Source organism: Mycobacterium sp. AT1, assembly GCF_002043095.1.
Taxonomy (GTDB): domain Bacteria; phylum Actinomycetota; class Actinomycetes; order Mycobacteriales; family Mycobacteriaceae; genus Mycobacterium.
In genome coordinates this window covers 76936-101727 of the sequence record NZ_MVOC01000007.1, presented here as the reverse complement: position 1 = coordinate 101727, position 24792 = coordinate 76936, and the positions used below count along the sequence as shown (strand labels likewise).

Genomic DNA, 24792 nt, shown 5'->3' with positions numbered 1-24792 from the left:
TCGCGTTACCAGTTGCTCGGCGAATAGTCCTTCAAGAAGCAGCCGTGCACGTCCTCGCCGGCCTCACCCCGCACGATCGGGTCGTAGACGCGGGCGGCACCGTCGACGAGATCCAGCGGCGCGTGGAAGCCCTCGTCGGCGAGCCGCATCTTGGTGGGGTGCGGGCGCTCGTCGGTGATCCACCCCGTGTCGACCGCGGTCATCAGAATGCCGTCCTGCTCCAGCATCTCGCCTGCGCTGGTGCGAGTGAGCATGTTCAGCGCGGCCTTCGCCATGTTCGTATGCGGGTGCCCCGGCCCCTTGTAGGCACGGCTGAACTGGCCCTCCATCGCGGAGACGTTGACTACGTACTTGCGGCGGGCGGACGCCGCGGCCATCGCCGGACGCAGTCGACTGACCAGGATGAACGGCGCGGTCTGGTTGCACAGCTGCACTTCGAGAAGCTCCATCGCGTCGACCTCGTGCACCCGCTGGGTCCAACTGTTGACCGACGCGGTGTCGGGAAGCAGCCCGCCGGCGTCGATGGCCGTGCCCGCGGCGATCCGCTCGGGCGACGCACTGCGGGCGACCAACGCCAATTCCGTTACCGCGTGCGGTGTTTGGTGCTCGGCCAGGCTGCCGGCGAGGGCGGCCGGATGGGCGTCGCTGACGTGGTCGAAGGTGATGACGTCTACCCCCGATGCCAGCTCGGGTGGGGCGGCGCGCTCCGCCTCGACGAGCGCTGCGTAGGAACCGGGGGAGCGGCGGACCGTCTGCGCGGCGTTGTTGATCAGGATGTCCAGCGGACCCTGCTCGGCGACCGCGTCGGCGAGCGCGACGACCTGGGCGGGGTCCCGTAGGTCGATGCCGACCACCCGCAGGCGGTGCAGCCAGTCGGCGCTGTCCGGCATCGCGGCGAAGCGGCGGACGGCGTCGTTGGGGAAGCGGGTGGTGATGGTCGTGTGGGCGCCGTCGCGCAGCAGCCGCAGCGCGATGTACATGCCGATCTTGGCGCGACCGCCGGTCAGCAGCGCCCGTCGTCCACTGAGGTCGGTGCGGGCCTCGCGCTTGGCGCGGTTGAACGCCGCGCACGGGGGACACAGCTGGTGGTAGAACGCGTCGACCTGGGTGTAGTGGTTCTTGCAGGCGTAGCAGGCCCGCGACCGCAGCAGCGTGCCCGCCGTGGCGCCTGCCGCGGTCGAGACCAGCGGCAAGCCCTGCGTTTCGTCGTCGATGCGGCCGGGAGCTCCCGTGGCAGTGGCGGCGATGACCGCGCGGTCGGCCTCGGCGACGGCGTCGCGCCTGGCGTGGCGGCGGGCCTGCTTGACGGCCTTGAAGACACCCGCCGTCGCGCGGCGCACCGCCACCGCGTCGGGGTGTTCGGGAGGCAGCGATCTGACGTCGGACAGCACCTCCAGGCACGCCCTGAGCTTCTCCGGGTCTATCTCGGTCACCGAGGAAGCGTACTGGTAGGGGTCGTCTGGAGCCGATTCGTCGACTCAGGCACCCGCCGTCGAGGCGTCGTAGATGGCCTGGATCGACGCGTCGAGGGTGGCGTTGAACTCGTCGTCGGACTGCTTGGCCGACAAGCCCTCGGTCAACGCCCGGCTGAAGCTCGCGATCAGGCCGATGTTCCGCGCGAGCAGCTCGTCAGCTTCGTCGCGGGAGTAGCCGCCGGACAGGGCCACCACGCGCATCACCTTCGGATGCTCGATCAGCGGCCGGTACAGGTTGGGCACGGTCGGTATCGAGACCTTCAACATCACCTGCTGGCCGTCGGGGATGCCGTCGAGGCGGGACTCGATCTGGTCCAGCAGGATGGCCTCGGCGTCGGCCTTGTCGGCGATCGTCACCGTGACCTCGGGCTCCAGGATCGGCACCAACCCGTGCGAGAGCACCCGGGCGGCGACGTCGAACTGCTGCGCCACGATCGCCTCGATCCCTGCGGCGTCCGCGGCGCCGATCACCGAGCGTTCCTTGGTGCCGAAGATGCCCTTGGCCGTCGCGCGGTCGAGCAGGTCGTCGAGATCCGGTATCGGCTTCATCAACTGGACCCCGTGCTCGGCGTCCGACAGCCCCTTGTCGATCTTGAGGAACGGGACGACGCCCTTGTCGTTCCACAGGTACGTCGCCGACGGCGTGCCCTCGACGTCGCGATCCATGGTCTGTTCGAACAGGATGGCCGCGAGGATCCGGTCACTGCCGAAGGCGGGTGAGGTGATGATCCGCTCACGCATGCGGTGGATCAGGTCGAACATCTCGGCGTCGCCGGAGTATTCGTCTTCGCCGACGCCGTAGAGCTTCAGTGCCTTGGGCGTCGAACCGCCGCTCTGGTCGAGCGCGGCGATGAAGCCCCGCCCGGCGGTCATCCGTTCTGCCTGCGTCTGGTCGGCCATCTCACCATCCCGTGTCAGTCGTTCCGAGCCACCGTCGCGAGCATATTCCTCTGGGAGGATTGAGCCATGTACGTGCCCGCTCACTTCTCGGCCGACGACGACTCGGTTCACGAACTGCTGTCGCGGAATCAGGCGGCGGACCTGGTCACCGCGGGGCCCGACGGTCTCGAGGCCACGATGATGCCGTTCCTCTACGACCGCGAACGGGCCACTCTGCAGGGTCATTTCGCGCGCAACAACGACCACTGGCGGCACGCCGACGGCCGGGAGGCATTGGTCATCGTCCGCGGTCCCGACTCCTACGTCACGCCGAGTTGGTATGCCTCCAAGGCCGAACACGGCCGGGTGGTGCCGACCTGGAACTACGTCGTCGCCCACGTCCACGGCACGGTGACCATCCACGACGACACCGACTGGCTCGACGATCTGGTCCGTCGACTCACCGACCATCACGAGGGTCGACGCCCGAGCCCCTGGTCCGTCGACGACGCGCCTCCCAAGTTCGTCGACGGTCAGCTGCGTGCGATCGTCGGCGTCGAGGTGGCGATCTCCCGGGTCGAGGCCAAGTTCAAGCTCAGCCAGAACCGGCCCGAGGCAGACGTGGACGGTGTGGTCGTGGGTCTGCGATCCGAGGGCGACGAGCGCAGCGCCGACGCCGTCGAGGCGCATCGGCCGGTCCGGAACTAGGTAACACGAACGTCTTCGATCGTCACACCCAAGAAACACAAACGGTATACCGTTTGCTCATTGCCGGGTGATGGTCGCTTGGCGTCGTGACCGAAGGACGGGAGTCGTCGCCTCTCATGAACACCCCGGCGAGTCCGCTGCTCGATCCCCGCTCCAGTGCGCTCGACCAGCGCCAACGCGCTGTCGTGCAGCGAGTGTCCGACGCCGAACGCGCCCACATCCTGGCCCTGCCCAGCAACGACCCACTGGACGCCAAGCTGCGTCTTCGCGTTGAGGCGACCGGCCCGGAGCTGTTCGGCCAGCCGCAGGCGATCCGAGAGACGTTGACGCTCAACGCTTCCGGACTCGACTCCATCGCCGAACATCTGGTCGCCGCCGTCAACCGCGTCGTCCTGGTTGGCTGTGGTGACTCGCTCGCCGTGATGGTGGCCGCCAGACAGGCACTGGAGACCATGCTCGGCGTGCCGTGCGAACCGGTGCAGAGCCTTGAATTCGCGTACTACCAGGCCAATCTGGTCGACGAGCGCACGGCGGTGATCGCGTTGTCCAGTTCGGGGGAGACGACACGCACGGTCGAAGCCCTCCTGATGGCCCAGCATCGCGGATCGTATACCGTTGCCATCACCAACACCGCCGGTTCGACGCTGCAGACCGAGGCCAGCACCTCGCTGAAGATCGAGGCGACCCGCGTCGGATGGCCGACCCAGTCGTCAACGGCAGCACTGGCACTGCTGATCGAGCTCGCCGTCCGAATCGGTGAACGCCGGGTGCCCGAACGGGCCCTGACGCTGCGGGCTGCCCTCGACGGTCTGCCGGACCTCATGGCTGGCCTGCTGACCCGGGTCGACTCGGTGATCGCCGACATCGCCGAATCCGAGGTCGCGGCGGGCGTGCGCAACGTGCTGTTCTCTGGTGCCGGACCGAACCTGGCCACCGCGATCGTCGGCGCGGCCAAGGTCAAGGAGTGCACGACGCTGCACGCGGTGGAGATCCAGGTCGAGGAATACCACCACTACAACTCTCAGAAGGCGGGCGAGCCGCTCTTCCTCTTCGCGCCGTCGGGGCCGTCGGTGCCGCGGGCGGTCGACACCGCCAGGGACGCGTTGCGCTGGGGCGGGCGGCTCTACGTCGCCACCACCGACGGCGAGCAGGCGTTCGACGAATTCGACGCCACGGTCATCAGCATGCCTTCGGTGCCGGAGCCCCTCTCGCCCCTGCTCTACCTGGTGGTTGCCCAGTTGGTCGGCTACCACCTGGGGCTGAGCTGCTACGCCGCGGCGGCGCGATGACCGAGTCGCCCACCCTGGTCTGCGTCGGCAACCTGACAGTCGACGAGGCCGTGTCCCCGACGGGGGAGCGCGTCGAGTCGGTCGGCGGGGACGCGCTCTTCGCCGCCCTGGCCGCCCGGGTGGCCGGCGGACACCCCGTGCTCCTCGCCCCACTGGGAACAGACGCACCTCCCGCGCTGCTGGCCGCGATCCGCTCGTCGGGTACCGATCCGGAGTCGCTCCCTTCGCGCGATCTTCCGTTGATCCGCAACGTGATTCGCTACGACGACGCCGGCGGCCGGGTGTGGGAACTGGTTCGCGGCGAAGAGCACTTCGAAGCCCTCTCGGTGTCGCCAGAGGACGTCCCGGCCGAGGCCCTGACTGCCGCCGGGGTGCTGCTGTCCGCGATGGCCCTTCGCCCCCAGCTGGAACTGGCCGCGTGGCTGCGCACCCGGACCGCCGCCACCATCTTCTTCGACCCGCAGGAGGACTACGTCGCCGGCCACCAGGCCGCGTTGACCGACGCCGTGCGCGCATGCGACGTGTTCCTGCCCAGCGAGATCGAGGCCACCGCACTGGCCGGCACGGCGGACCTGGAGGTCGCCGCCGCCGCCTTCCTCGACCTCGGACCCCGGGTGGTCGTCGTCAAGCGCGCCGAGGCGGGCTGTCTGGTCGCCACCAGGGAACGCCCCGAACCCGTCGTCGTCCCCGCCGACGTCGTCGTCCCGGTGGACAGCACCGGTGCCGGTGACGCCTTCTGCGGCGCCTTCGCCGTCGAGTACCTCCGCAGCGGTGACGCCAACGCCGCGGCCCGGATCGGCGCTGCGACGGCGCGCATCGCAGTCGGCGGGCCCGGCATCAGCGCGCTGCTCGCCGCAGTCGACGCGAGCAGCGGAGTCGTGCGATGACCCGGATCACCGTGATCAACCCCAACACCTCCGACGAACTGACGGACGCCATTGCCCTTGCGGCACGGGAGGTCTCGGGGCCCGACGTAACGGTTCGCGGCGTCCACCCGGCCGACGGGGTGCCGAGCGTGGAGAGCCACGCCGAGGAGGCGATCGCCGCAGTCGGCGTGCTCGCCCAAGTCCGAGAGCATCAAGCCGACACCGACGCGTACGTCGTCGCCTGCTTCGGCGACACCGGTGTCCAGGCCGCCCGCGAGGTCGCGACGTGTCCGGTGGTCGGCATGACCGAGGCGGCGCTGCAGACCGCCTGCTTAGTGTCCCACCGGTTCGTCGTGATCACCCTGCCCGCCCGCACCGTCGCCCACAGCGACCGCGTGGTCCGGGCGCTGGGCCTCGAACACCGTTGCAGCGTCGTCGCAGTCGACGTGCCGGTCGCCGAACTCGTGGGTGGCTCGACCCATCTGCTCGCCGCCTTCACCGCCGCCGCCCGCACCGCCATGGCCGAGGACGGCGCCGAGGCCGTCGTGCTCGGTTGCGCCGGTCTCGCGGACCTCGTCGGTCCGCTGTCACGCGCCCTCGGCGTTCCGGTGGTCGACGGGGTCGCGGCCGCCGTCGGCATCGCGACCGGTCTGGTCGCGATGGGTCTGAACACGTCGCGCGCCAACACCTTTGCCGCCGTGGAGCTGCCATGAGCGTGCTCTTCCGTCGCGTACTCGTCTACGACGCCGACGCCCCGGCGGGGATGACCGGACCAGTCGACGTGCTGGTCGACGGTGACCGCATCGGCGCGATCGGCGAGGAGCTGTCGGCCCCAGCCGGAACCAGGATCGTCGACGGCGGTGGTCGACACCTGTTGCTGCCGGGGCTGATCAACGCGCACTTCCACTCGCCGGCCAACCACCTCAAGGGCTCCGTTCGCAGCCTTCCGCTCGAGCTGTTCATGCTGTTCGAGTCGCCGTCGGACCCGGCGCTGGCGCCAACGCCGCGCGAGGCGTACCTGCGGACGATGCTCGGCGCCGTCGAGATGTTGCAGCGGGGCATCACCTGCGTGCAGGACGACGCCTTCCTGATGCCGTTTCCGGATCCGGACGTCGTCGACGCGGTGGCATCGGCGTACCGCGACAGCGGGATTCGCGCGTTCCTCGCCCTGGACCAGCCGGAGCTGACCGAGGCCGAGAAGCTTCCCTTCGTCGACGAGCTGGACCCCGCCACCCGCCGCGCCTTCGGTGCCCCGGCCCCGGCACCGGCTGCCGAACTCCTCGAGGCCTACGACCACCTGATCGGCACCTGGCACGGCGCGGCCGACGACCGGATCCGCGCCGCGGTGTCGATCTCCGCGCCGCAGCGGGTCAGCCTGGACTACTTCGCCGCCCTCGACGACCTCGCCGAGCGCCACGGCCTGCCGCTGTACGCCCACATGCTGGAGACCAAGGTGCAGCGCACCCTGATGACCGAGCAGTCGCGATTCGGCGGCCGATCCCTGGTCGGCTACACCGCCGCCGCGGGTCTACTCAAGCCGCACACCAACGTGATTCACGCCGTCTGGGTCGACGACGACGACCTCGACACGATCGCCGACGCCGGGTCGACGGTGGTGCACAACCCGGTCAGCAACCTGAGGCTGGGCAGCGGGGTGCTGCCGTGGCGGGCGATGATCGCTCGCGGCATCCCCGTCGCTCTGGGCACCGACGAGGCCATCTGCGACGACTCGGTCAACGTGTGGACCGTCGCGAAGACCGCCGGTCTGATCCACAACGTCGCTGGCCTCGACAGCGACGACTGGCCCACTGCCGCCGAGGTACTCGCCGCGCTCTGGTTTGGCGGCGCCCGCGCGACGCGGCGGCCCGACGACCTCGGCGTGGTGGCCCCCGGCCGCCTGGCCGACCTCGCGCTCGTCGACCTGCACTCGATCGCGTTCACCCCACTCAACGACCTACGGGAGCAACTGGTGCACTGCGAGGACGGCCGAAGCGTCGTGCTGACCATGGTCGCGGGCCGCGTCGTCGCCGAGGGCGGCCACGTCACCAGCGTGGACGAGGCCGCGCTGCTCGACGAGGCGCGTGAGCTCTTCGCCGCGAAACTGCCTGCCATTCAACGGGCCAGGGGCGAGGCGGCCGACCTGCTGCCCGCCTACCAGCACATCGTGCGCCGCGCGGCGGCCACCGACGTCGGCTTCAGCCGCTGGTTGGTGCCATGAACCCGGCCGGCTATTCCTACACCCCGCTGCCCGCCCGCCCGCGCGGTACGTGGCCCAACGGCGCGAAGCTGGCCGTCGTCGTCTGCGTCGGCGTCGAGTCCTACCGGTTTGGCGACGGTCACACCGAGGACGTGCTGGCCGACGTGCCCGCGCCAGATCTGGTGAACACCGCCTGGCGGGACTACGGCAACCGGGTTGGCGCGTTCCGGCTCTTCGATCTGCTTGGCCGTCTTGGCATTCCGCCGACTGTGTTGCTGAACACCGACGTCTACGACGAGGCGCCCGACGTGCTCGAGGCGGCCCGCAAGGTCTCCGCCGAGATCGTCGGCCACGGCCGGTCCAACTCCGACTCGCTGCCCGGCATGGCCCCGGACGCGGAACGGGCGTACCTTGCCGACGTCGCCGACCGCATCCGCGCCGAAGAGGGCGAGGCGCCCGGCGGCTGGTCGAGTCCGTGGCTGAGCCATACCCCGGCCACGCTGAACCTGTTGGTCGACAGCGGATACGACTATCTCCTCGACCTGCGGCTCGACGACCAGCCCGTGTGGTTGCGCACCGAATCGGGTCCACTGCTTGCCATTCCGTACGCGGCGGAGCTCAACGACTCCTCGACGATGGTCGGCCGCAGCGTGCTCGCCCGCGACTTCGCCGACATGGTCGACGACGAATTCGCCGAACTGCACGCCGCTGCGGCGCACACCCCGTTGGTGATGAGCGTGGTGCTGCACTCGTTCATCAGCGGTGTGCCGTTCCGGTTGCGGGCGGTCGGTCGCGCCCTGGAGCGCATCGCCGCGGCCGAGGGCGTGTGGCTCACCACGCCGCGTCAGATCCACCGTGCCGTCGTCGAGTGTCCGGAGCTGTTCGGTGAGTGAGTCGGTGGCGGATACCGTGGCGGGCCCCGTTGCGGAGGTCGAGGACTTCTCACTGTCACTGGTGCGCAACGGCGTCCGCAGCCAGGTGCTGCACCACGTCGACCTACGGATCCGGCCGGGGGAGATCCTCGGCCTGGTCGGTGAATCCGGTTCTGGGAAGAGCGTTCTCGCGCTCGGTCTGCTCGGGCTGCTCCCCCCGGAGTCGCACCCGGTCACCGAGGGCCGGATCACCGTCGACGGGGTCGACCTGCTGCACGCCGGACGCGACGAGCTCAGGCGCGTCCGGCGCGAGGTGCTCGGCGCGATCTTCCAGGATCCGATGACGTCGCTGAACCCGACCATGCGGATCGGCAGGCAGATCGGCGAGGCCACCGGTGACGACGCCGAGTCGGTGCGGCTGCTGGAGACCGTCGGCGTCCGCGACGCCGAACTGCGGCTGCGCGTCTATCCACACGAGCTCTCCGGCGGACTGCGGCAGCGCGTGATGGCGGCCATCGCCGTCGCGGGCCGCCCCCGCCTGATCGTGGCTGACGAACCGACCACGGCATTGGACGTCACCGTGCAGGCGCAGCTGCTGGATCTGCTGCGCGAGTTGCGCGACGACTTCGGCTGCTCGGTGCTGCTGATCACCCACGACCTCGGCGTGGCCGACCAGATCGCCGACCGGCTCGCGGTGCTGCACCACGGCGAATTGGTGGAGATCGGCGCCGCCGCGGACGTCGTGCGCCGACCGCAACACGACTACACGCGGTCGCTGCTGGCCTCCCGGCTGACGCTGACGACGCCGCGCGACGAGCGGTTCGCCACCGAATCAGGCTCCACCACAACCGAATCAGCCGTTTCGATCCGCGCACTGACCAAGACGTTCGGCGTGGGCCGCGGCCGCCGCAGGCACGAGATCACCGCCGTCGGCGGCGTCGACCTGGAGATCGGGGCCGGCGAGGCCCTGGCGATCGTCGGGGAGAGCGGCTCTGGCAAGTCGACGCTGCTGCGGATGGTCGCGGGCCTGGAGAAGCCGACTTCGGGAGTGGTGGAGCTGGCCGGCGACGGCGGGCCGCAGATGGTGTTCCAGGACGCGGGCTCGTCGCTGACGCCGTGGCTCAGCATCGGCGAGACGCTCGGGGAGCGGTTGCGTCCGCTCAAGCTGTCCCGCGGCGAGGTTCGAGAACGGGTCACCGACGCGTTGGCGGCGGTCGACCTGCCGCCCGAGGTCGCCAAGGTCCGGCCCGGCGAGTTGTCCGGCGGTCAGCGTCAGCGGGTCGGGTTGGCCCGCGCGACGATGATCCCGCCCGCGGTGCTGCTGTGCGACGAGCCCACCAGTGCGCTGGACGCGTCGCTCGCCAAGAGCGTGCTCGCCCTCATCCGGGACCTGCGGGCCAGGATCGGGATGACGGTCCTCTTCGTCACCCACGACCTTGCCGTCGCGCGCCTGATGGGCGACCGCATCGCGGTGATGCAGTCGGGCCGCGTCGTGGAGTTGGGTCCCGCCGAGCAGGTGGTCTCCGATCCCCGCGACCCCTACACCCGTACCCTGCTGGCCGCCGTCCCGGAGATCGCGTCATGACCACGTTGACACCGCGCTGGCGGCTCAAGCCCGTCGCGATCGGGGGTGCGCACCTGGCCCGGCCGGTCGCGTGGGGCGTCGTCGGCCTGCTGGTCGTGGTGACGCTGGTGGCGCTGTTCGCCAAGACGCTCGCGCCGTACGACCCCATTCAACCCGTCGGTGCGCTCAATTTGCCGCCGCTCAGTCCTGGCCACCTGCTTGGCACCGACGGCATCGGCCGAGACCTGTTGTCCCGCACCCTGATCGGCATCCAGGTGAGCTGGCTCAGTGCACTGGTCGTGGTGGCCAGCGGGCTGCTCATCGGCGGCACCGTCGGCCTGATCGCCGGTGCGACCGGCGGCTGGGTCGACTCCCTGGTGCTGATGCGGATCACCGACCTGTTCCTGGCCCTACCCGGGGCACTGGTGGCGATCGCCATCGTCGCCGCCCTTGGCTCGGGGCTCACCAACACCCTGGTCGGCGTGGCCCTGGTGTGGTGGCCGTATTACGCCCGCATCGTGCGCGGTGAGGTCAAGGCGCTGGCCGCCCGTCCACACGTCGAGGCCGCCCGACTGGCCAAGGCCGGCCGGACCCGCATCCTCACCCGGCACCTGCTGCCCGGCGTCGTCCCGACGGCGGTGATCACCGCCAGCCTCGACATCGGCAACGTCGTGCTGCTGCTGGCGGCGCTGTCCTTCCTGGGGCTCGGGCAGCAGGCGCCCGCACCGGAACTCGGCGCCGACACCGCCCGCACGCTGTCGCAGCTGCTGAGCCAGTGGTGGGTGCCCGGCATCCCCGGACTGGCGGTGCTGCTGTTGACCCTGATCGCCAACCTCGGTGGCGACGCCATCCGCAGTCTCATCCCGGTGCGGAGGTAGCGGCGATGACCTCATTCCTCGCCCGCAGGTTCTCGACGGCCGTGCTGATCCTGCTGATCCTGTCGTTCGTCATCTTCCTGCTGCAGTCGGTGTCACCCGGCGACCCCGCCCGCGCCTACGTCGGCGCCAACGCGTCCCCCGAGATGGTCGCCGCCGAGCGGCAGCGCCTGGGGCTCAACGACCCGATGCTGGAACAGTTCACGCGGTTCGTCGGCGGCCTCTTCAGTGGTGACCTCGGCCGCTCGCTACGCACGCGCCAGCCCGTGACGGCCGACATCGCCACCTATCTGCCCGCCACCGCGGAGCTCGTCGTGGTCGCGTTCCTGATCGCTTTGGCGTTGGCCGCGCTGTACGCCCTGTCGGGGGCGCTGCGCTGGCCGGGTGCCTCGGTGGGCCGCGGTGTCCTGTTGGTCCTGGCCACGGCGCCACCGTTCTTGCTCGCGCTGGTCGGCATCATCGTGTTCTTCGGCCAACTCGGCTGGTTGCCTGCCAGGGGGGTCGGCGACTTCCAGGACCCCGGCCCGTTGGGCATGCAACTCGTCGACACGCTGCTGCACGGTCAGGCCGACGCCTTCGTCGACGCGCTGAAACACCTGATCCTTCCCGCGGTCGTGCTGGCCATTGCGCCGGCCGTCGCCATCGGGCGGGTGTTCCGGTCGTCACTGCAGGGCGTGCTCGGCGTCGACTACGTCCGAACGGCCCGCTCGAAGGGGCTCAGTGAGACCCGCGTCGTCGTGCACCACGTCGTCCGCAACGCGATCGGCCCTGCGCTGTCCATGGCCGGTTTGCAGCTCGGGTTCATGTTCGCCGGCGTGGTCGTCGTCGAACAGATCTTCTCCTGGCCCGGCATCGGCAACTACCTCGCCGCGTCCATCCCGGTCGCCGACTTCCCGGCGATCGCCGGGGTCACGTTGGTGCTGGGAGCGATCTACGTCCTGTCAAACGTCGTCGTCGACCTGCTCCAAGCAATCGCCGACCCCCGCATAGCCGCCGAATGAGAAGGAGCACCGCCGTGTCCGATCGAGTACCCGTCCGCATGGGCATCAGAGGCGTCAAGGGGATTCTCGCCGCCTGTGCCGCAACCACTCTCGTCGTCGCCGGCTGTAGCTCCGGCACCCCCACCGGTGGCGGTGGTGGTGGCGGCGGTGGCGCCGCACCGACCGACGGCACCCTCACGGTCGGGCTGCTCGGCGACATCGGTCAGCCGCCCGACCCCGACATCTACTACGCCAACAACGGCACCGCCATCATGATCAACGCCTACGAGGGTCTGGTGCAGTACGAGAACAACACCGACACCGTGAAGATCGCGCCCCGTCTGGCCGAGAAATGGGACGTCAACCCGACCAACGACGTCTACACCTTCCATCTGCGCAAGGGCGTGACCTTTCACGACGGGACCCCCTTCACCTCCGCCGCGGTCGACGTCGCGTTCAAGCGTCGGATCGCCGTCAAGGGTGGCGCGGCGTACATGGTGGAGGCGGTGAAGAGTGTGACGACCCCGGACGACTACACCGCGGTGATCACGCTGAACAAGCCGAACACCGCGTTCCTCAGCTACCTCGCCTCGCCGTTCGGCCCGAAGATGGAGTCGCCAGAGGGACTGAAGGCCAACGCGGGCTCCGACGACGCTCAGACCTACCTGTCCTCCCACGACCTGGGCACCGGCCCGTACCAGTTGACCACCGCACAGACCGGCGTCAAGTACGAGATGACGCAGTACGACGGGTATTGGGGGCAGAAGTCGCCGTTCAAGAAGATCGAATTGCCGGTCTACACCGACGAATCCGCGCTCGAGTTGGCATTCGACAACGGCACAGTCGACACCATCGTGGCGGCGCTGCCGTCCTCCAGCCTGGACAAGTACGCGTCCAAGGACGGGGTCGCCAACTACTTCCTGCCGACGTTGCAGGGCGCGCTGGTGACGGTGAACTCCAGCCACGAGTTCTTCAAGAACCCGGAAGCCCGGGTGGCCTTCCTCAAGTCGATCGACCAGACCACCCTGGTGAACCAGGTGCTCGGCAAGCGCTCCGAGGTGGCCACCACGATGTACGCCAAGGGGATGATCCCGAACGGTGCTGACAAGCAAGCCATCTCGTACGATGCGGGTGCGCTCAAGGCCTATGTCGCCGCACTGCCGCCGAATGCACCCAAGACGCTGGTGATCGGGTACGCCAACGGCAACGTCAACGCGCAGTCGATGGCCAACCTGGTGGTCGCGAACCTGCAGACCGCCGGCATCACCGCGTCGGCGCAGGGATACGACACCTCGACGGTGTTCGGCTGGATCAACGACCCGCCCAGCGGACCCGACGCCTTCATCGACGGCAACAACGGACCCGACGGCGGTGACCCGTACATGTGGGGCCACGTCTTCTGGGATGCCTCTGGCGGGATAAACTACTTCGGTTGCCAGTCAACGGAAGTCAACGACTTGCTTAACCAGGCGTTGGGCACCGGCGACACCGCCACCTACGTCAAGGCCGGCGAGCTGTACGGGCAGACCGGATGCTTCCTGAACTTGTCCTACAACAAGGATTGGGTGGTGGCGCAGAAGTGGCTGACCGGGGTGGCGGAGAGTCAGAACGTCGGGGCGAACGAGCTGAACTTCTCGTTGCTCGGCATCGGGGGGTAGCCACTACCGAGCCCGAGGAACCGGCGCAGTCGTTGTCGCGGCTGGTCTACTCGACCGTCCGCGAACGGATCATCCTCGGCCAATACCCGCAGGGGAGCCGGCTTCCCGAGCAGCGCATCGGGGAGGAACTGAACGTGTCCCGCGTGCCGCTGCGGGAAGCGGTGCCCTGGCTCGAGCGCGACGGCTTCGTGAGGTCGCGGCCGCGCCGGGGCGCCGTGGTGGTCCAGTGGGACGCGAAGGCCGTCGACGACCTCTTCGACGTACGGCTGTCCCTCGAAGTCGGGGCCGCCCGCCTTGCGGCGCGTGAGGTCGCCAACGGTGGCCCCCTCGAATCGCTGAACGAGGCGTTGGAGCATGCCCAGCGGACGGTCGCCGGCGGCGACGCCTACGCAATCGCCAGGACTAGCACCGCCTTTCACGAAGCGGTGATCGAGACCTCGCGCAACGACCTCATGACGACGTTGATGAAGAACATCTCGGGTCGCATCACCTGGCTGTTCTACCTCACCAGCGGGCTGCCCGCCGACGAGGCCTTCCATGACCACGTGCAGCTGCGCGACGCCATCGCCTCGGGCAACGAGCGCGTCGCCGAATCGGTGGCGTACGCCCACATCGAGCGCGACCGGCTGCCGACCTTCGAGGCGATGCGAGGCCGCCTCGGCTAGCTGACGGTGAGCACGATCTTTCCCCTCAGGTGTCCTTCGGCGGCGCGTTCGTGTGCGGCCCGAGCCTGCGCGAGTGGGAACGTGTCGTCGATCGCGACGCGCACGGTGCCGTCGGCGAGCAGCCGCCCGAATTCGGCGAGTTGTGCTCCGTCCGAACGCACCTGGGTCATCGAGACGGTGACGCCGCGCTTGGCGGCTTCGTCGTGGTCGGCGAAGCCGGGGAACACCGGGAACAACGCCCCGCCCCGCTTCAGCGTCGGCAGGAAGCGACCCGTGGTGGGACCGCCGAGCGTGTCGACGACGAGATCGAGATCGCGAACCACGTCCTGCGGACGAACCGTGGTGTAGTCGACGACGTCGTCGGCGCCGAGCTCGCGCAGGAATGCTTCGTGGCCGCCCGAGGCGACCGCGATCACGCGCGCGCCCCGCCACTTCGCCAGCTGCACGACGACGTGTCCGACGCCGCCCGCGGCGCCGTTGACCAACACCGTCCTTCCGTCGAGCGGAACCGGCCGATGCCGCTGCGGCTGAAGCGGATTCGCCACGTCGTGGCCCACCTCGACCAGGAACTGCCACGCCGTCAGCCCCGACATCGGTGCGCCCGCGGCGTGCACGTGGTCGACACCGGGCGGTACGAGTGCGATGTCCGACACTGGCGCGCAGACGAATTCGGCGTACGCGGCGCTGTCGCCGAAGCTGGGAAAGCGAAGCATGCCGAAGACGTCGTCGCCGACGGCGAAACCGTCGACGCCCGGCGCGACGGCCACCACCACTCCCGACACGTCCGAGCCCGGAATGGCGGGTAGCGGTATCGACGGCATCAGATCAGCGGGAAGCCGTTGGTGCCGATAGCCGTCGCGGAGGTACCAGTCGGGGGGATTGACGCCCACCGCATGCACGCGGACCAGCACCTCGCCCCGTGCTGGCTCCGGCATCGGCACCGTCTCATAGCGCAGCACGTCGGGTCCACCGAACTCGTGCAGTCGGATCGCGTTCATCGTGGTCATGGTCGTCACCTCACCGTGTCGTCGAGCCAGTCGAACATCCTCTGATGGAACAACGTCAACGCACCTTCGTGGCAGTGTTCGCCCGCACCTTCGGCAGACGTAAAGGCCAGGAACGTCTTCGGGCAGTCCAGGGCCTCGTAGAGTCTGGCGGGCTGCCCCTGGAAGAACTGGTCGTTCTCCGCCTCGCAGACCAGCGTGGGACACGAGATCCGGCCGGCGACCTCGGCGAGATCGTACTTGGCGGCCTCGTCGAGCAGTTCCCTCCCCGTGGTCACGCCGAACACCCACAACGCGTTCGACAGCACCCAGCGCAACGACGTCGGCGCCTGCGCCCGGTGGGCGATCATGGCGTCCATCTCCGCCGCCCGCCGTACCGGATCACTGTCGGGCGCAGCGGTCTTCGGCATGGCATCGGCCATGCTCATCACGCCGTCGAAGGCGATGCACGCCGCGAGTCGGTGTTCGAAGGCGGCCGCCCGCGGTGCGAGGTAGCCGCCCATGCTCATGCCGAGCAGGGCCAGGCGATCGGGGTCGACCCCCGGCAGGGTGAGGGCGAAGTCCACCACCGGCGTGACGACGGCCTCCCAGTCGTAGCGGAACGTCAAACCGTGGTGTCGCAGCGCGCTGCCCTGGCCGGGCCCCTCGAAGATCAGGCAGTTCCACCCGTGGCGCCGGGCGGCCTCCCCGACCGCGAAGAACATCTCCTCGACGGTCGAGTCGAACCCGCCGTGTGCGAGCAGGGTAGACCCTGGCTCGTCGCCACTGACGTGGAGGTAGTAGCCGTCGAGATCGACGCCCTCGTAAGGGATCCGAACCCGCGCCCACTGCGTCTGGACGTCGGGTGCGCTGCGAAAGGTCTCGATCGCGCGGGCCGAGGTGTCCGCGACGCGGGGGTCGTGCGTGGGATCGTCGCGCAGGAAGAACTCCGCGGTGCGGTAGTAGTTGGACGCGCGCAGGTAGGCGCTGTTGGCGCTGACCAGATGCCCGGCCGCCACGCAGGCGTCGGCGGTGTCGGCCACTCGATCGGCCAGCGCCCGCCATTCGCGGTACCACGACTCCCCGTCGCCCGGCGTGATGCGGTGCGCGGCGGTGAGGATCTCGCCGACGTCGGCGCCGCCGTAGACGGCGTAGCCGAGGGCGCGCAGGGTCTCGAACGAGAAGGATTCGTCGGTTTCGAATACGACGTGCATGCCGACCTCCTCTATCGCAACTCGTTGTCGCGATAAAGTCACGGTGCCACCTCCTCGTCATTAAAGCAACGGTCGGGAGCGATTAAACGTGAATCAGCAGGTCAACCGCGGGGTCCGCACCGGCGGACGCAGCGCGCGGGTGCGCGAGGCGATCCTCGCCGCGACGTTCGACGAGCTCGTCGACTCCGGATACGCCGCGCTGAGCATGGAGGCGGTGGCGACCCGGGCCGGCGTCCACAAGACCACCGTCTACCGGCGTTGGCCGACCCTCGACGACCTTCTGCTCGACGCGCTGGTGGCGTGGTCTCAGGACGCGGTACCGGTCCCCGACGCCGGCAGCGTCGACTCCGACCTCTTGGCGCTCGGACGCCAGCTCGCCGAGGTGCTCAACGACGGTGCCGGGCGCCAGATCGCGGCGTTCGTCCTGACGGCCGGCCTACGGTCGGATCGGCTCACCGAGGCGACCCGGCAGTACTTCGACCACCAAGCCCAGCGCGCCGCCCCGATCGTCCGACGGGCCGTCGACCGCGGCGAACTTCCCGAAACATGCGACGCCAACGCGCTTCTCACCACGTTCCGGGCGCCGCTGTTCTACCGCATGGTCACCACGGGCGACCCCATCGACGACGCCTTGATCACCAACGCCGTCCACGTCGCACTCAACGCGGCACGGGCGGGGCTGCTATCCGCCTGATCGGTCAGCCGATCTCCACCAACGGCAGCGGGGCGAGCGAGTTGGACCGGACGGCGGCCGAGAGGCGCTGGCGCCCAAGTGGATTCCACGCCTGCACCGCGCAGAAGGGTGCGCACTGGTCCTGATCGGATCGGGTGCCCACGTGCACGCAGCACTGGGTGAGACGCTCCTCGATCATCGTCGACATGTCCATGAAGGGCTTGACGGTGATCCGCACGACCCGCTCGCCCAACATCCGCCGCAGCCGCCGACGCCGACCCGGCAGTCCCGAGGCTGCCAGCGTCAGAAGCGTCGACGCGCCCAGGTCGCAGCTCTCACAGATGCTTCGCCAGACCTCGCCCATCTGAGGATGCGACAGCGACGACTGCTCGGAGAGCAGCCCGAGCAGCGACTCGCGGACGGCCAGACGCATCTCGCGTGGCACCTCGGTGTCGGCGATCCGGTTGGACACCAGCCCGAGATTCTCCTTGAGCCGATCGTGCCCCATCAGGGCGGTCAGGGACCGCCACTGGTCGGAGTCGTCGCGGATCATGTACCCGACCGAACAGCAGTGCGGGTGCGAGCACGGCAGGGCGGTCAGGTCCCGCCAGCTCACCAGCCCGTCGGTCTGCGGTCCGAGGCGCTTGAGCACGCCGGTGTGGGTGAGCCGGTCCATCGGGTCGATGACCCCGGAGCGCCCCGAGCCGAACTGCGGCTGCAGGGACACCCCACTGACGTAGGGAGTTTCGAGGGCGATCTTCACGACGTCGCCGATCTCGCCGTCGTTGACGCCGAGCGCCGCCGTCATCACCAGGGTCGTGAAGATCTCGCGTTCGGAGAGACGCCGCACCGCGGCCGCCTTGAGCACGCGCAGATCGCCCCCGCGGTGGTGGCGGGACGCTTCGGCCGACACGCCGTCGAACTGCAGGTAGACCTCCACCCGTTCGCGGTGGCGGGTCAGCAGGTCGAGCAGCTCGTCGTCGCGCGCGATGAGAAGTCCGTTGCTGTTGAACAGTATTCGCGTGACGGGGCGACGGACCAGCTCGTCGAGCAGCTCGGCGAGGCCGGGGTGGACGGTGGGTTCACCGCCGCTGAGCATCACGACGTCGAGCTTGCCGTTCTCACGCGCCAGTCTCTGGTCGACGTTGGCCAGGATCTCGGCGACCGGGACGACGCCGTGCAGATCCGGACCCGACTCGGTGAAACACGTCGGACAGCGCAGGTTGCACGACTCGGTGACGTCGGCCAACAGGATGCACGTGTGCTGGGTCTGCATCTCGGGCAGGCCACGCAGGTACGCCGAAGGAATGGGATCGAAGTTGCCTGCCACGTCGGGTGTGTGGGTCTTGGTCGGGGCCGTCCATTCCTCGAGGTAGGCGAGGATCTCGGGGTCTTCGTCGTACATCGTCCGCACCAGACCGTGAGTGGCGCAGGCCCGTTCAAGCAAGACCCTGCCGTCGCGGGCGGCGAGCCAGCCCGACAACCGGGCGACGTCGGCGAGCGGCCGATTCGGTTGCTCGCCGTGGCAGTGCGGACAGAACGCGTTGACGTAGCGGAGGATTCGATCGTCGCGCAGCGGCATGCCCATGAATCAGATTCCTCCGGTGTACATCTCGGGGTTGAGGCCGGTACAAAAGCCGACGCTGGTGATGGAGAGCAACGCCCAGCCGATCATCAGCCCGATTCCGAGGCCCTTGGTCCACGGCCGTCGAAGCGCGATGAGACCCGCGCCGCCGCCAAACGCGATGAGGGCGAGGATCACCGCGCCCACTCCCACGACGGCACCGCCGTGCTCCGCGGCGATGGCCAGTACGACCAGCCCGACGAGCAGGTTGACCGCGCCGAACGCCATGACGCCGACGACGGCGAGGCCGACGACCGTCCCGGTGTTGTTCGGCGGAGGAGGAGGTGGTGGATACCAGCCCGGCGGCGGCGGTGGAGGAGGTGGCTGGAACGGAGGAACGGTCATGACGCCACCCTCTGCCTTCCTACGAGTGCCTCGTAGTAGCCGCGACGGTAGCCGCGGTGCAACCGGAACCCGACGACGACCATGCTGACGAGCAGGAACCATTGGGGCCGAGTCAGATTCAGCCACACCGTCTCGTTGGCGCGGGTGAACTCGACCAGGAATCGGAACACCGCGTACGCCGCGACATAGAGGACGAAGAGCTCGCCGGGGTGGGTAATGCGCGAGCGCAACCACAGCAGCACGGCGAATGCGGCGAGCTGGAAGACGATTTCGTAGGCGAACGACGGATGCATCGCCTGCCCCGTCAGGCAGCCAGGGCACTCCGGGGTGGTGGCCGGGGCGTGAACGCCCCACGGAAGGCTGGTCGGTCGCCCGGGTGCCTCGGTCAGCAGGCACCCGATGCGACCCACGGCCATGCCCAGTGCGACGGCGGGGGCAAACAGGTCACCGGTCTTGCCGCGGTACCCGATGATCCGCTTGGCGACGAGCACCCCGACGTACGCGCCGAGCAGCCCACCCAAGATGCTGCGGGAGCCGAATGCCCACGCCTCGGCGAGGCTGGGGTTGAGCCGCGGGTCGAGGTGCTCGACGAGTCCGGAGAGCCGCATTCCCAGCGCCCCGCCAACCAGGGCGCCGGTGACCGCGACGAGCGACTCCTCGCCCAACGCGCCCCGCCGCCGTGCCTCGAGGACGAACACCACGCTGGCGACGAGGACGCCAAGGCCGACGAACACGCCGTGGACCGGGATGTCGAGCCAGCCGACGCGCCAGGTCACCCCCATCCGCCTACGGTAGTGCGGCGTCTCCGAGGGTGTGCGACGAATGGCCGACGTGTGCGATCGCGCGGCAGTGGGTAGTCGAGGCTGATGCGACCACTGCGGACAGTCGTCTCCGTCGTCGTGGCCGCTGTGTTGGCGGTGTCGTGCGCACCGGCGCAGCGCGTCGACCTCGGCCAAGGCTCGGGCAACCTGATCGCCGCCATCGCAGGCGAACCCGACCAACTGGACCCCCAAAAGACCAGCGCGTACTTCTCCTTCGAGGTGCTGGAAAACGTGTTCGATACCCTCGTCGAACCCGACGCCGACCTCGAGATGAAACCCGCGCTCGCCGAGTCGTGGACCGTCTCGCCAGATCAACTCGCGTGGACCTTTCGGCTGCGCAAGGGCGTGAGGTTTCACGACGGCAGTCCGTTCACCGCGGCCGACGTCGTGTACTCCTACCGGCGGATCATCGACGAGAAACTCTCCAACGTCGACAAGTTCAGCAGCGTCGCCGACGTCACGGCGCCCGACGACGGCACCGTCGTCATCAGGGTGACGAGGCCCACGCCGAACCTGCTCACCAACATCGGCGGTTTCAAGGGCATGGCGATCGTGTCGCGCAAGAACGTCGAGAGCGGTCAGATCGCCACCCACCCGATCGGGACGGGGCCCTTCTCGTTCGTCTCGCAGAAGAGCGGGGACTCGATCGTCCTGAAGGCCAACCCCGCCTACTGGGGCGGTCCACCCAAGATCCCCGGGGTGACGTTCGAGTTCATCACCGAACCGTCGACGGCCCTGTCGGCGCTGCAGGCAGGCGAGATCGACTGGACCGATTCGGTTCCCACCCAACGTATCTCGCAGCTCAAGGACGACGACTCGATTCACCTCGCGGTGACGCCGAGCAACGACTACTGGTACCTCGCGCTCAACGAGGCCAAGGCGCCCTGGAACGACCCGAGAGTGCGCCAGGCGATTGCCTACGGCGTCGACCGGAAGTCCATCGTGCAGGCCACCAGTTACGGCAGCGCCACCGCGAACCAACTGGCGATTCCCGAGGGCAACCCCTGGTACACGCCGTACGACAAATATCGCTACGACACCGACGAGGCACGGCGACTTCTCGATGAGGCCGGCGTCCACCCCGACCGAATGGACCTGCTGGTTACCAGCGAGTATCCGGAGACCGTCACCGCCGCACAGGTGATCGCCGACAACCTTGCGCCCCTTGGCATCACGGTGAACATTCGCACCGTCGACTTCGCCACGTGGCTCGACGAACAGAATTCGGGCAACTTCGACATGCTGATGATGGGCTGGCTCGGCAACATCGACCCCGACGACTTCTACTACGCCCAGCATCACACCGACGGTGCCAACAACGCCCAGAAGTTCTCCAATCCCGACGTGGACCGGCTGCTGGACGCCGGCCGCACGGAGACCGACAGGGCTGTGCGCCAACAGGATTACGCCAAGGCGGCGACCATCATCGCCGACCAGGTGAGCTACCTCTATCTGTACAACCCGTCGGTCATCCAAGCGTGGACGACGAGATTGTCGGGGTACGAGGCCCGCCGCGACGGCGCGATCCGGTTCAGGACGGCGAGCCTGAGTGGGGGTGAGGATCGGTGACGCACCCGATCGTACGGTTCCTGGTCCGTCGCCTCGCCTACTCACTGGTGGTGTTGTTCGGCGTCCTGATCGTCGTGTTCGCGCTCGTCCAACTCGTCCCTGGCGACCCCGTGCGCATCGCGTTGGGAACGCGCTACACCCCCGAGGCCTACGACGCCCTGCGGGCGGCGAGCGGGCTGGATCGCCCGTTGCTGCAACAGTTCTTCGGCTACGTCGGCTCGGCACTGACCGGGAATCTCGGAGTCAGCTTCCGCAACGGCGACCCGGTTGCGGGGATTCTGCTCGATCGGCTGCCCGCCACCGCGTCCCTCGCCGCGTTCGGCATCGTCGTGGCGCTCCTGATCGCCCTGCCCGCCGGCATCTACTCGGCACTGCGCGAGGGCCGGATCGGCGACGTCATCGTGCGCGTCACCAGCCAGTTCGGCGTCTCGATCCCCGACTTCTGGATGGGCATCCTGTTGATCGCCCTGTTCTCCAGCACGCTCGGCTGGCTGCCAACCTCCGGGTACCGTCCACTCTTGGAAGACCCGGCCGGGTGGTTGCGCCACCTCGTCCTGCCGGGGTTGACCGTCGGCCTCGTCGCGGCGGCCATCCTGACGCGCTACGTGCGCTCGGCCGTACTCGAAGTCGCCGCGATGGGCTACGTGCGCACGGCGCGTTCGAAGGGATTGCCGCCCAAGGTGGTCACGTTCCGCCACACCGTGCGCAACGCGCTGGTGCCGATCCTCACCATCACCGGCATCCAGCTCGCCACGATCCTCGGTGGCGTCATCGTCGTCGAGGTCGTGTTCGCCTGGCCGGGTCTAGGCCGTTTGGTGTTCAATTCCGTTGCCTCCCGTGACTATCCGGTGATTCAGGGTGCCGTGCTGCTGATCGCGGTGCTGTTCCTCGTCGTCAACCTGGTGGTGGACATGCTCTACGCGGTGGTCGACCCGAGGATCAGGCTGTCATGACCGAACCCGACGTGGACGAGACGCAGACCGGGCGGGTCGGCTCGCTGCGGCTACTGCTGCGCAACCCCGTCACGGCCGTGAGTGCGACCGTCCTGGTCGTGGTGCTCGTCGTCGCGGTCGGTGCGACGTGGATCGCCCCGTACGGGATCAACGACGTCGACGTGCCAAATGCGTTGCGCGGCCCCAGCGGCGCACACTGGTTCGGCACCGACGAACTCGGCCGCGACGTGTTGTCGCGGGTGCTCGTCGCGATCCAGGCGTCGATGCAGGTCGCCGTCGTCAGTGTGCTGTTCGCCGTCGTGGTCGGCGTCACCGTCGGCGTCGTGGCGGGTTATCGCGGCGGCTGGGTGGACACGGTGTTCATGCGCGTGGTCGACGTCATGTTCGCGTTCCCGGTGCTGCTGCTCGCGCTGGCCATCGTGGCGGTCCTCGGCCCAGGCGTCACCACCACGATGTTGGCGATCGGCGTGGTCTACACACCGATCTTCGCCCGCGTCGCCCGGGCCAGCACCCTCGGCGTCAGGGTGGAACCGTTCGTGCAGGTGTCACGCACCATGGGCACCGGGCACCGGTACATCCTGGTGCGGCACGTGTTGCCAAACATCGCGGGGCCCTTGATCGTTCAGACGTCGCTGTCGCTGGCGTTCGCCATCCTCTCCGAGGCGGCCCTGTCGTTCCTCGGGCTCGGCATTCAGCCGCCCGAGCCGTCGCTGGGTCGGATGATCTTCGACTCGCAGGGTTTCGTCACCCTGGCGTGGTGGATGGCGGTGTTCCCCGGCGCGGCGATCTTCGTCATCGTGCTCGCCTTCAACCTCGTCGGAGACGGTCTGCGCGACGTGCTCGACCCCAAGCAACGCACGATGGCCGAAGTGCGGAGGAAGCAGTGAACCCACCTGTCTTGGAGGTCGCCGATCTGCAGGTCCGCGTGGGCCGCAGGGAGATCGTGCGTGGCGTGTCACTCGCGGTGCGCCGCGAACAGATCCTCGGCATCGTCGGTGAGTCGGGGTCGGGGAAGTCGATGACGGTGCTCGCCGCGACCGGGCTGCTCGACGCGCCGGGTGCCGTGGTGTCGGGCTCCAGTGTCCTTGCTGGTCAAGATGAATCAATCGAGCTCGTCGGGGCGACGCCGCGGACGCTGCGCGGCGTGCACGGCGGCCGGATCGGGTTCGTCTTCCAAGACCCCGGAACCTCGCTCAACCCGTTGCTGACCCTCGAGCGTCAGATCACCGAATCGCTGGAGGCGCATCGCCACCCCACGCGTCGGGAGGCGCGTTCCAGGGCTCTGGAACTCCTCGAGGCAGTGGGGTTGCCGACCCCGGAGAACCGGTTGGGGTCCTATCCGCACCAGTTGTCCGGCGGACAGCGACAGCGAGTGATGATCGCGATCGCCTTGGCCTGCGACCCCGAACTGCTCGTCGCCGACGAACCGACCACCTCGCTCGACGTCACCACCCAGGCCCAGATCGTCGACTTGGTTCGGAACCTGCAGCGCGACTTCGGGACGGCCGTGGTGTGGATCAGTCACGATCTCGGCGTGATCGGGCAGGTCGCCGACGACGTCACCGTGCTCCACGACGGCGAGGCCGTCGAGCAGGCACCCGTCCTGGACGTGTTCGACCACCCTCAGCAGGACTACACCCGTCGCCTTCTGGAGGCCCGGCCGCTGATCGGGTCAACCGGCCCGGCGCCGGTCGCCGACGACGCCGCCGTCCTGCTCGACGTGTCGGGCCTCGACGTCCGGTTCCCGGTGACCACCCCGGTCGGGCGATCCACCGTCCACGCGGTCCAAGACCTGTCGTTTCACATCCGCCGCGGATGCACGTTGGGGCTGGTGGGGGAGTCCGGCTCCGGCAAGTCCACGGTCGCCGCCGCGCTCACCGGATTGGTGCGCCCCGACGCCGGACGGGTGACGCTCGACGGCGCCGACGTGCTCGGCGTGCGGCGAAGGGACGAGAAGGCTCTGCGGCGACGCATCGGACTCGTGCTCCAGGATCCGTTCGCGTCGCTCAACCCGCGAATGCCGGTCGGAGCGTCGGTGGGCGAACCCCTTGTCGTGCACGGACTGGCCGACGGCAAATCCGGCCGCCGCGCGCGCGTCGACGAGCTGCTCGACCTGGTCGGCCTGCCGACCGCCTTCGCAACGCGGTATCCGCACGAGCTGTCCGGTGGGCAACGGCAGCGGGTCAGCGTCGCACGGGCATTGGCACTGGAGCCCGACCTGCTGATCCTCGACGAATCCACCGCCTCCCTCGACGTCTCCGTGCAGGCCAAGGTGCTCGAACTGCTGGCTGACCTGCAACGACGCCTCGCGCTGACGTTCCTGTTCATCGGGCACGACCTGGCCGTCATCCAGCAGGTCAGCCACGACGTACTCGTCATGCGCGCCGGGGCCGCCGTCGAGTACCGGCCCGCCGCGGAGCTGTTCGCCGCACCGCGTGACGAGTACACCCGCGCGCTGCTGGACGCGGTGCCGCCGGCCCGTCCCCGGGTGTAACGAATCCGTCGGCTCAGCGATGTCTTTGGTGAGTGATGACGCACCGGCCACTGGTCCGTGACCAGCGTCGGGGGCGAAGACCGTAAGG

Annotated in this window: 23 protein-coding genes; 16 read left to right on the top strand and 7 right to left on the bottom strand. The window is 68.8% G+C overall.

Translation table 11 applies throughout. From position 1 onward, the window contains the following. Positions 1-5: 5 nt before the first annotated feature. Both B1790_RS03645 and B1790_RS03640 read right to left on the bottom strand, forming a co-directional pair. Positions 6-1433 (bottom strand): SDR family NAD(P)-dependent oxidoreductase, encoded by a 1428-nt coding sequence (locus B1790_RS03645; RefSeq protein ID WP_079921843.1) that lies wholly within the window; start codon positions 1431-1433, stop codon positions 6-8. Between the two features lie 45 nt (positions 1434-1478). Continuing rightward, complete coding sequence (locus B1790_RS03640) at positions 1479-2375, bottom strand: fructose bisphosphate aldolase (protein WP_079921842.1); 897 nt, start codon at positions 2373-2375, stop codon at positions 1479-1481. Between the two features lie 66 nt (positions 2376-2441). Between B1790_RS03640 and B1790_RS03635 the strand changes: the two genes are divergently transcribed. The 11 genes from B1790_RS03635 to B1790_RS03585 all read left to right on the top strand — a co-directional run bounded on the left by B1790_RS03635 (position 2442) and on the right by B1790_RS03585 (position 14028). Next, positions 2442-3062, top strand: coding sequence for an FMN-binding negative transcriptional regulator (locus tag B1790_RS03635; RefSeq protein WP_079921841.1), 621 nt, complete (start codon positions 2442-2444; stop codon positions 3060-3062). An 86-nt stretch (positions 3063-3148) separates the two neighbouring features. After that, positions 3149-4351 carry an SIS domain-containing protein gene (locus B1790_RS03630; RefSeq protein ID WP_198951904.1) on the top strand — a complete coding sequence of 401 codons (1203 nt, stop codon included), beginning with the start codon at positions 3149-3151 and terminating at the stop codon, positions 4349-4351. Beyond that, on the top strand, positions 4348-5238 hold the full coding sequence (locus tag B1790_RS03625) for a carbohydrate kinase family protein (RefSeq protein ID WP_079921839.1): 891 nt from the start codon (positions 4348-4350) through the stop codon (positions 5236-5238). The genes B1790_RS03630 and B1790_RS03625 overlap by 4 nt, the downstream gene beginning before the upstream one ends. Next, complete coding sequence (locus tag B1790_RS03620; RefSeq protein ID WP_079921838.1) at positions 5235-5930, top strand: aspartate/glutamate racemase family protein; 696 nt, start codon at positions 5235-5237, stop codon at positions 5928-5930. Before B1790_RS03625 ends, B1790_RS03620 begins: the two co-directional genes overlap by 4 nt. Beyond that, on the top strand, positions 5927-7435 hold the full coding sequence (locus tag B1790_RS03615) for an amidohydrolase family protein (protein WP_079921837.1): 1509 nt from the start codon (positions 5927-5929) through the stop codon (positions 7433-7435). Before B1790_RS03620 ends, B1790_RS03615 begins: the two co-directional genes overlap by 4 nt. Continuing rightward, positions 7432-8307 (top strand): polysaccharide deacetylase family protein, encoded by an 876-nt coding sequence (locus tag B1790_RS03610; protein WP_079921836.1) that lies wholly within the window; start codon positions 7432-7434, stop codon positions 8305-8307. Before B1790_RS03615 ends, B1790_RS03610 begins: the two co-directional genes overlap by 4 nt. Next, positions 8300-9871 carry an ABC transporter ATP-binding protein gene (locus B1790_RS03605; protein ID WP_158083746.1) on the top strand — a complete coding sequence of 524 codons (1572 nt, stop codon included), beginning with the start codon at positions 8300-8302 and terminating at the stop codon, positions 9869-9871. The genes B1790_RS03610 and B1790_RS03605 overlap by 8 nt, the downstream gene beginning before the upstream one ends. Continuing rightward, the gene (locus B1790_RS03600) at positions 9868-10728 is read left to right on the top strand and encodes an ABC transporter permease (RefSeq protein WP_079921834.1); all 861 of its coding nucleotides are present in this window, start codon (positions 9868-9870) and stop codon (positions 10726-10728) included. The genes B1790_RS03605 and B1790_RS03600 overlap by 4 nt, the downstream gene beginning before the upstream one ends. A gap of 5 nt (positions 10729-10733) precedes the next feature. Then, positions 10734-11726, top strand: a complete 993-nt coding sequence (locus tag B1790_RS03595; protein WP_079921833.1) for an ABC transporter permease — start codon at positions 10734-10736, stop codon at positions 11724-11726. Between the two features lie 14 nt (positions 11727-11740). Next, complete coding sequence (locus B1790_RS03590) at positions 11741-13363, top strand: ABC transporter substrate-binding protein (RefSeq protein ID WP_142271010.1); 1623 nt, start codon at positions 11741-11743, stop codon at positions 13361-13363. A gap of 32 nt (positions 13364-13395) precedes the next feature. Beyond that, on the top strand, positions 13396-14028 hold the full coding sequence (locus tag B1790_RS03585) for a GntR family transcriptional regulator (protein ID WP_158083745.1): 633 nt from the start codon (positions 13396-13398) through the stop codon (positions 14026-14028). Here B1790_RS03585 and B1790_RS03580 read toward each other — a convergent pair. After that, a complete protein-coding gene (locus tag B1790_RS03580; protein ID WP_233164915.1) occupies positions 14025-15035 on the bottom strand; it encodes an NADP-dependent oxidoreductase in 1011 nt (336 codons plus the stop codon). The two genes, B1790_RS03585 and B1790_RS03580, sit on opposite strands and share 4 nt — an antisense overlap. 5 nt (positions 15036-15040) lie before the next feature. After that, positions 15041-16225 (bottom strand): S9 family peptidase, encoded by a 1185-nt coding sequence (locus B1790_RS03575; protein WP_079921830.1) that lies wholly within the window; start codon positions 16223-16225, stop codon positions 15041-15043. Positions 16226-16313: 88 nt separating this feature from the next. On the opposite strand from B1790_RS03575, the gene B1790_RS03570 reads away from it, so the two are divergent. Continuing rightward, positions 16314-16919 (top strand): TetR/AcrR family transcriptional regulator, encoded by a 606-nt coding sequence (locus B1790_RS03570; protein ID WP_079921829.1) that lies wholly within the window; start codon positions 16314-16316, stop codon positions 16917-16919. Positions 16920-16923: 4 nt separating this feature from the next. On the opposite strand, the gene B1790_RS03565 is transcribed toward B1790_RS03570, so the two are convergent. Genes B1790_RS03565 through B1790_RS03550 form a run of 3 tightly spaced genes read right to left on the bottom strand, consistent with a single transcriptional unit; the run spans position 16924 to position 19649 of the window. Then, entirely contained in the window at positions 16924-18480 is a 1557-nt protein-coding gene (locus B1790_RS03565) for a radical SAM protein (protein WP_079921882.1), read from the bottom strand. A gap of 9 nt (positions 18481-18489) precedes the next feature. Beyond that, a complete protein-coding gene (locus B1790_RS03560; RefSeq protein WP_233164914.1) occupies positions 18490-18867 on the bottom strand; it encodes a hypothetical protein in 378 nt (125 codons plus the stop codon). Next, positions 18864-19649, bottom strand: coding sequence for a prolipoprotein diacylglyceryl transferase (locus tag B1790_RS03550; protein WP_079921826.1), 786 nt, complete (start codon positions 19647-19649; stop codon positions 18864-18866). Before B1790_RS03550 ends, B1790_RS03560 begins: the two co-directional genes overlap by 4 nt. An 84-nt stretch (positions 19650-19733) precedes the next feature. Between B1790_RS03550 and B1790_RS03545 the strand changes: the two genes are divergently transcribed. Genes B1790_RS03545 through B1790_RS03530 form a run of 4 tightly spaced genes read left to right on the top strand, consistent with a single transcriptional unit; the run spans position 19734 to position 24704 of the window. Further along, the gene (locus B1790_RS03545; protein ID WP_079921825.1) at positions 19734-21257 is read left to right on the top strand and encodes an ABC transporter substrate-binding protein; all 1524 of its coding nucleotides are present in this window, start codon (positions 19734-19736) and stop codon (positions 21255-21257) included. Continuing rightward, positions 21254-22210 carry an ABC transporter permease gene (locus tag B1790_RS03540; protein WP_079921824.1) on the top strand — a complete coding sequence of 319 codons (957 nt, stop codon included), beginning with the start codon at positions 21254-21256 and terminating at the stop codon, positions 22208-22210. The genes B1790_RS03545 and B1790_RS03540 overlap by 4 nt, the downstream gene beginning before the upstream one ends. Next, entirely contained in the window at positions 22207-23097 is an 891-nt protein-coding gene (locus B1790_RS03535; protein WP_079921823.1) for an ABC transporter permease, read from the top strand. Before B1790_RS03540 ends, B1790_RS03535 begins: the two co-directional genes overlap by 4 nt. Further along, positions 23094-24704, top strand: a complete 1611-nt coding sequence (locus tag B1790_RS03530) for an ABC transporter ATP-binding protein (protein WP_079921822.1) — start codon at positions 23094-23096, stop codon at positions 24702-24704. Before B1790_RS03535 ends, B1790_RS03530 begins: the two co-directional genes overlap by 4 nt. The last annotated feature ends 88 nt before the right edge of the window (positions 24705-24792 follow it).

What these genes read in the sequence shown, in the direction of transcription:
- B1790_RS03620 (WP_079921838.1), top strand. Translation starts at nt 5,235, where the DNA reads ATGACCCGGATCACCGTGATCAACCCCAACACCTCCGACGAACTGACG.
- B1790_RS03600 (WP_079921834.1), top strand. Translation starts at nt 9,868, where the DNA reads ATGACCACGTTGACACCGCGCTGGCGGCTCAAGCCCGTCGCGATCGGG.
- B1790_RS03580 (WP_233164915.1), bottom strand. Translation starts at nt 15,035, where the DNA reads ATGACCACGATGAACGCGATCCGACTGCACGAGTTCGGTGGACCCGAC.
- B1790_RS03635 (WP_079921841.1), top strand. Translation starts at nt 2,442, where the DNA reads ATGTACGTGCCCGCTCACTTCTCGGCCGACGACGACTCGGTTCACGAA.
- B1790_RS03560 (WP_233164914.1), bottom strand. Translation starts at nt 18,867, where the DNA reads ATGACCGTTCCTCCGTTCCAGCCACCTCCTCCACCGCCGCCGCCGGGC.
- B1790_RS03625 (WP_079921839.1), top strand. Translation starts at nt 4,348, where the DNA reads ATGACCGAGTCGCCCACCCTGGTCTGCGTCGGCAACCTGACAGTCGAC.
- B1790_RS03615 (WP_079921837.1), top strand. Translation starts at nt 5,927, where the DNA reads ATGAGCGTGCTCTTCCGTCGCGTACTCGTCTACGACGCCGACGCCCCG.
- B1790_RS03535 (WP_079921823.1), top strand. Translation starts at nt 22,207, where the DNA reads ATGACCGAACCCGACGTGGACGAGACGCAGACCGGGCGGGTCGGCTCG.
- B1790_RS03610 (WP_079921836.1), top strand. Translation starts at nt 7,432, where the DNA reads ATGAACCCGGCCGGCTATTCCTACACCCCGCTGCCCGCCCGCCCGCGC.
- B1790_RS03565 (WP_079921882.1), bottom strand. Translation starts at nt 18,480, where the DNA reads ATGCCGCTGCGCGACGATCGAATCCTCCGCTACGTCAACGCGTTCTGT.
- B1790_RS03640 (WP_079921842.1), bottom strand. Translation starts at nt 2,375, where the DNA reads ATGGCCGACCAGACGCAGGCAGAACGGATGACCGCCGGGCGGGGCTTC.
- B1790_RS03575 (WP_079921830.1), bottom strand. Translation starts at nt 16,225, where the DNA reads ATGCACGTCGTATTCGAAACCGACGAATCCTTCTCGTTCGAGACCCTG.
- B1790_RS03595 (WP_079921833.1), top strand. Translation starts at nt 10,734, where the DNA reads ATGACCTCATTCCTCGCCCGCAGGTTCTCGACGGCCGTGCTGATCCTG.
- B1790_RS03545 (WP_079921825.1), top strand. Translation starts at nt 19,734, where the DNA reads ATGCGACCACTGCGGACAGTCGTCTCCGTCGTCGTGGCCGCTGTGTTG.
- B1790_RS03550 (WP_079921826.1), bottom strand. Translation starts at nt 19,649, where the DNA reads ATGGGGGTGACCTGGCGCGTCGGCTGGCTCGACATCCCGGTCCACGGC.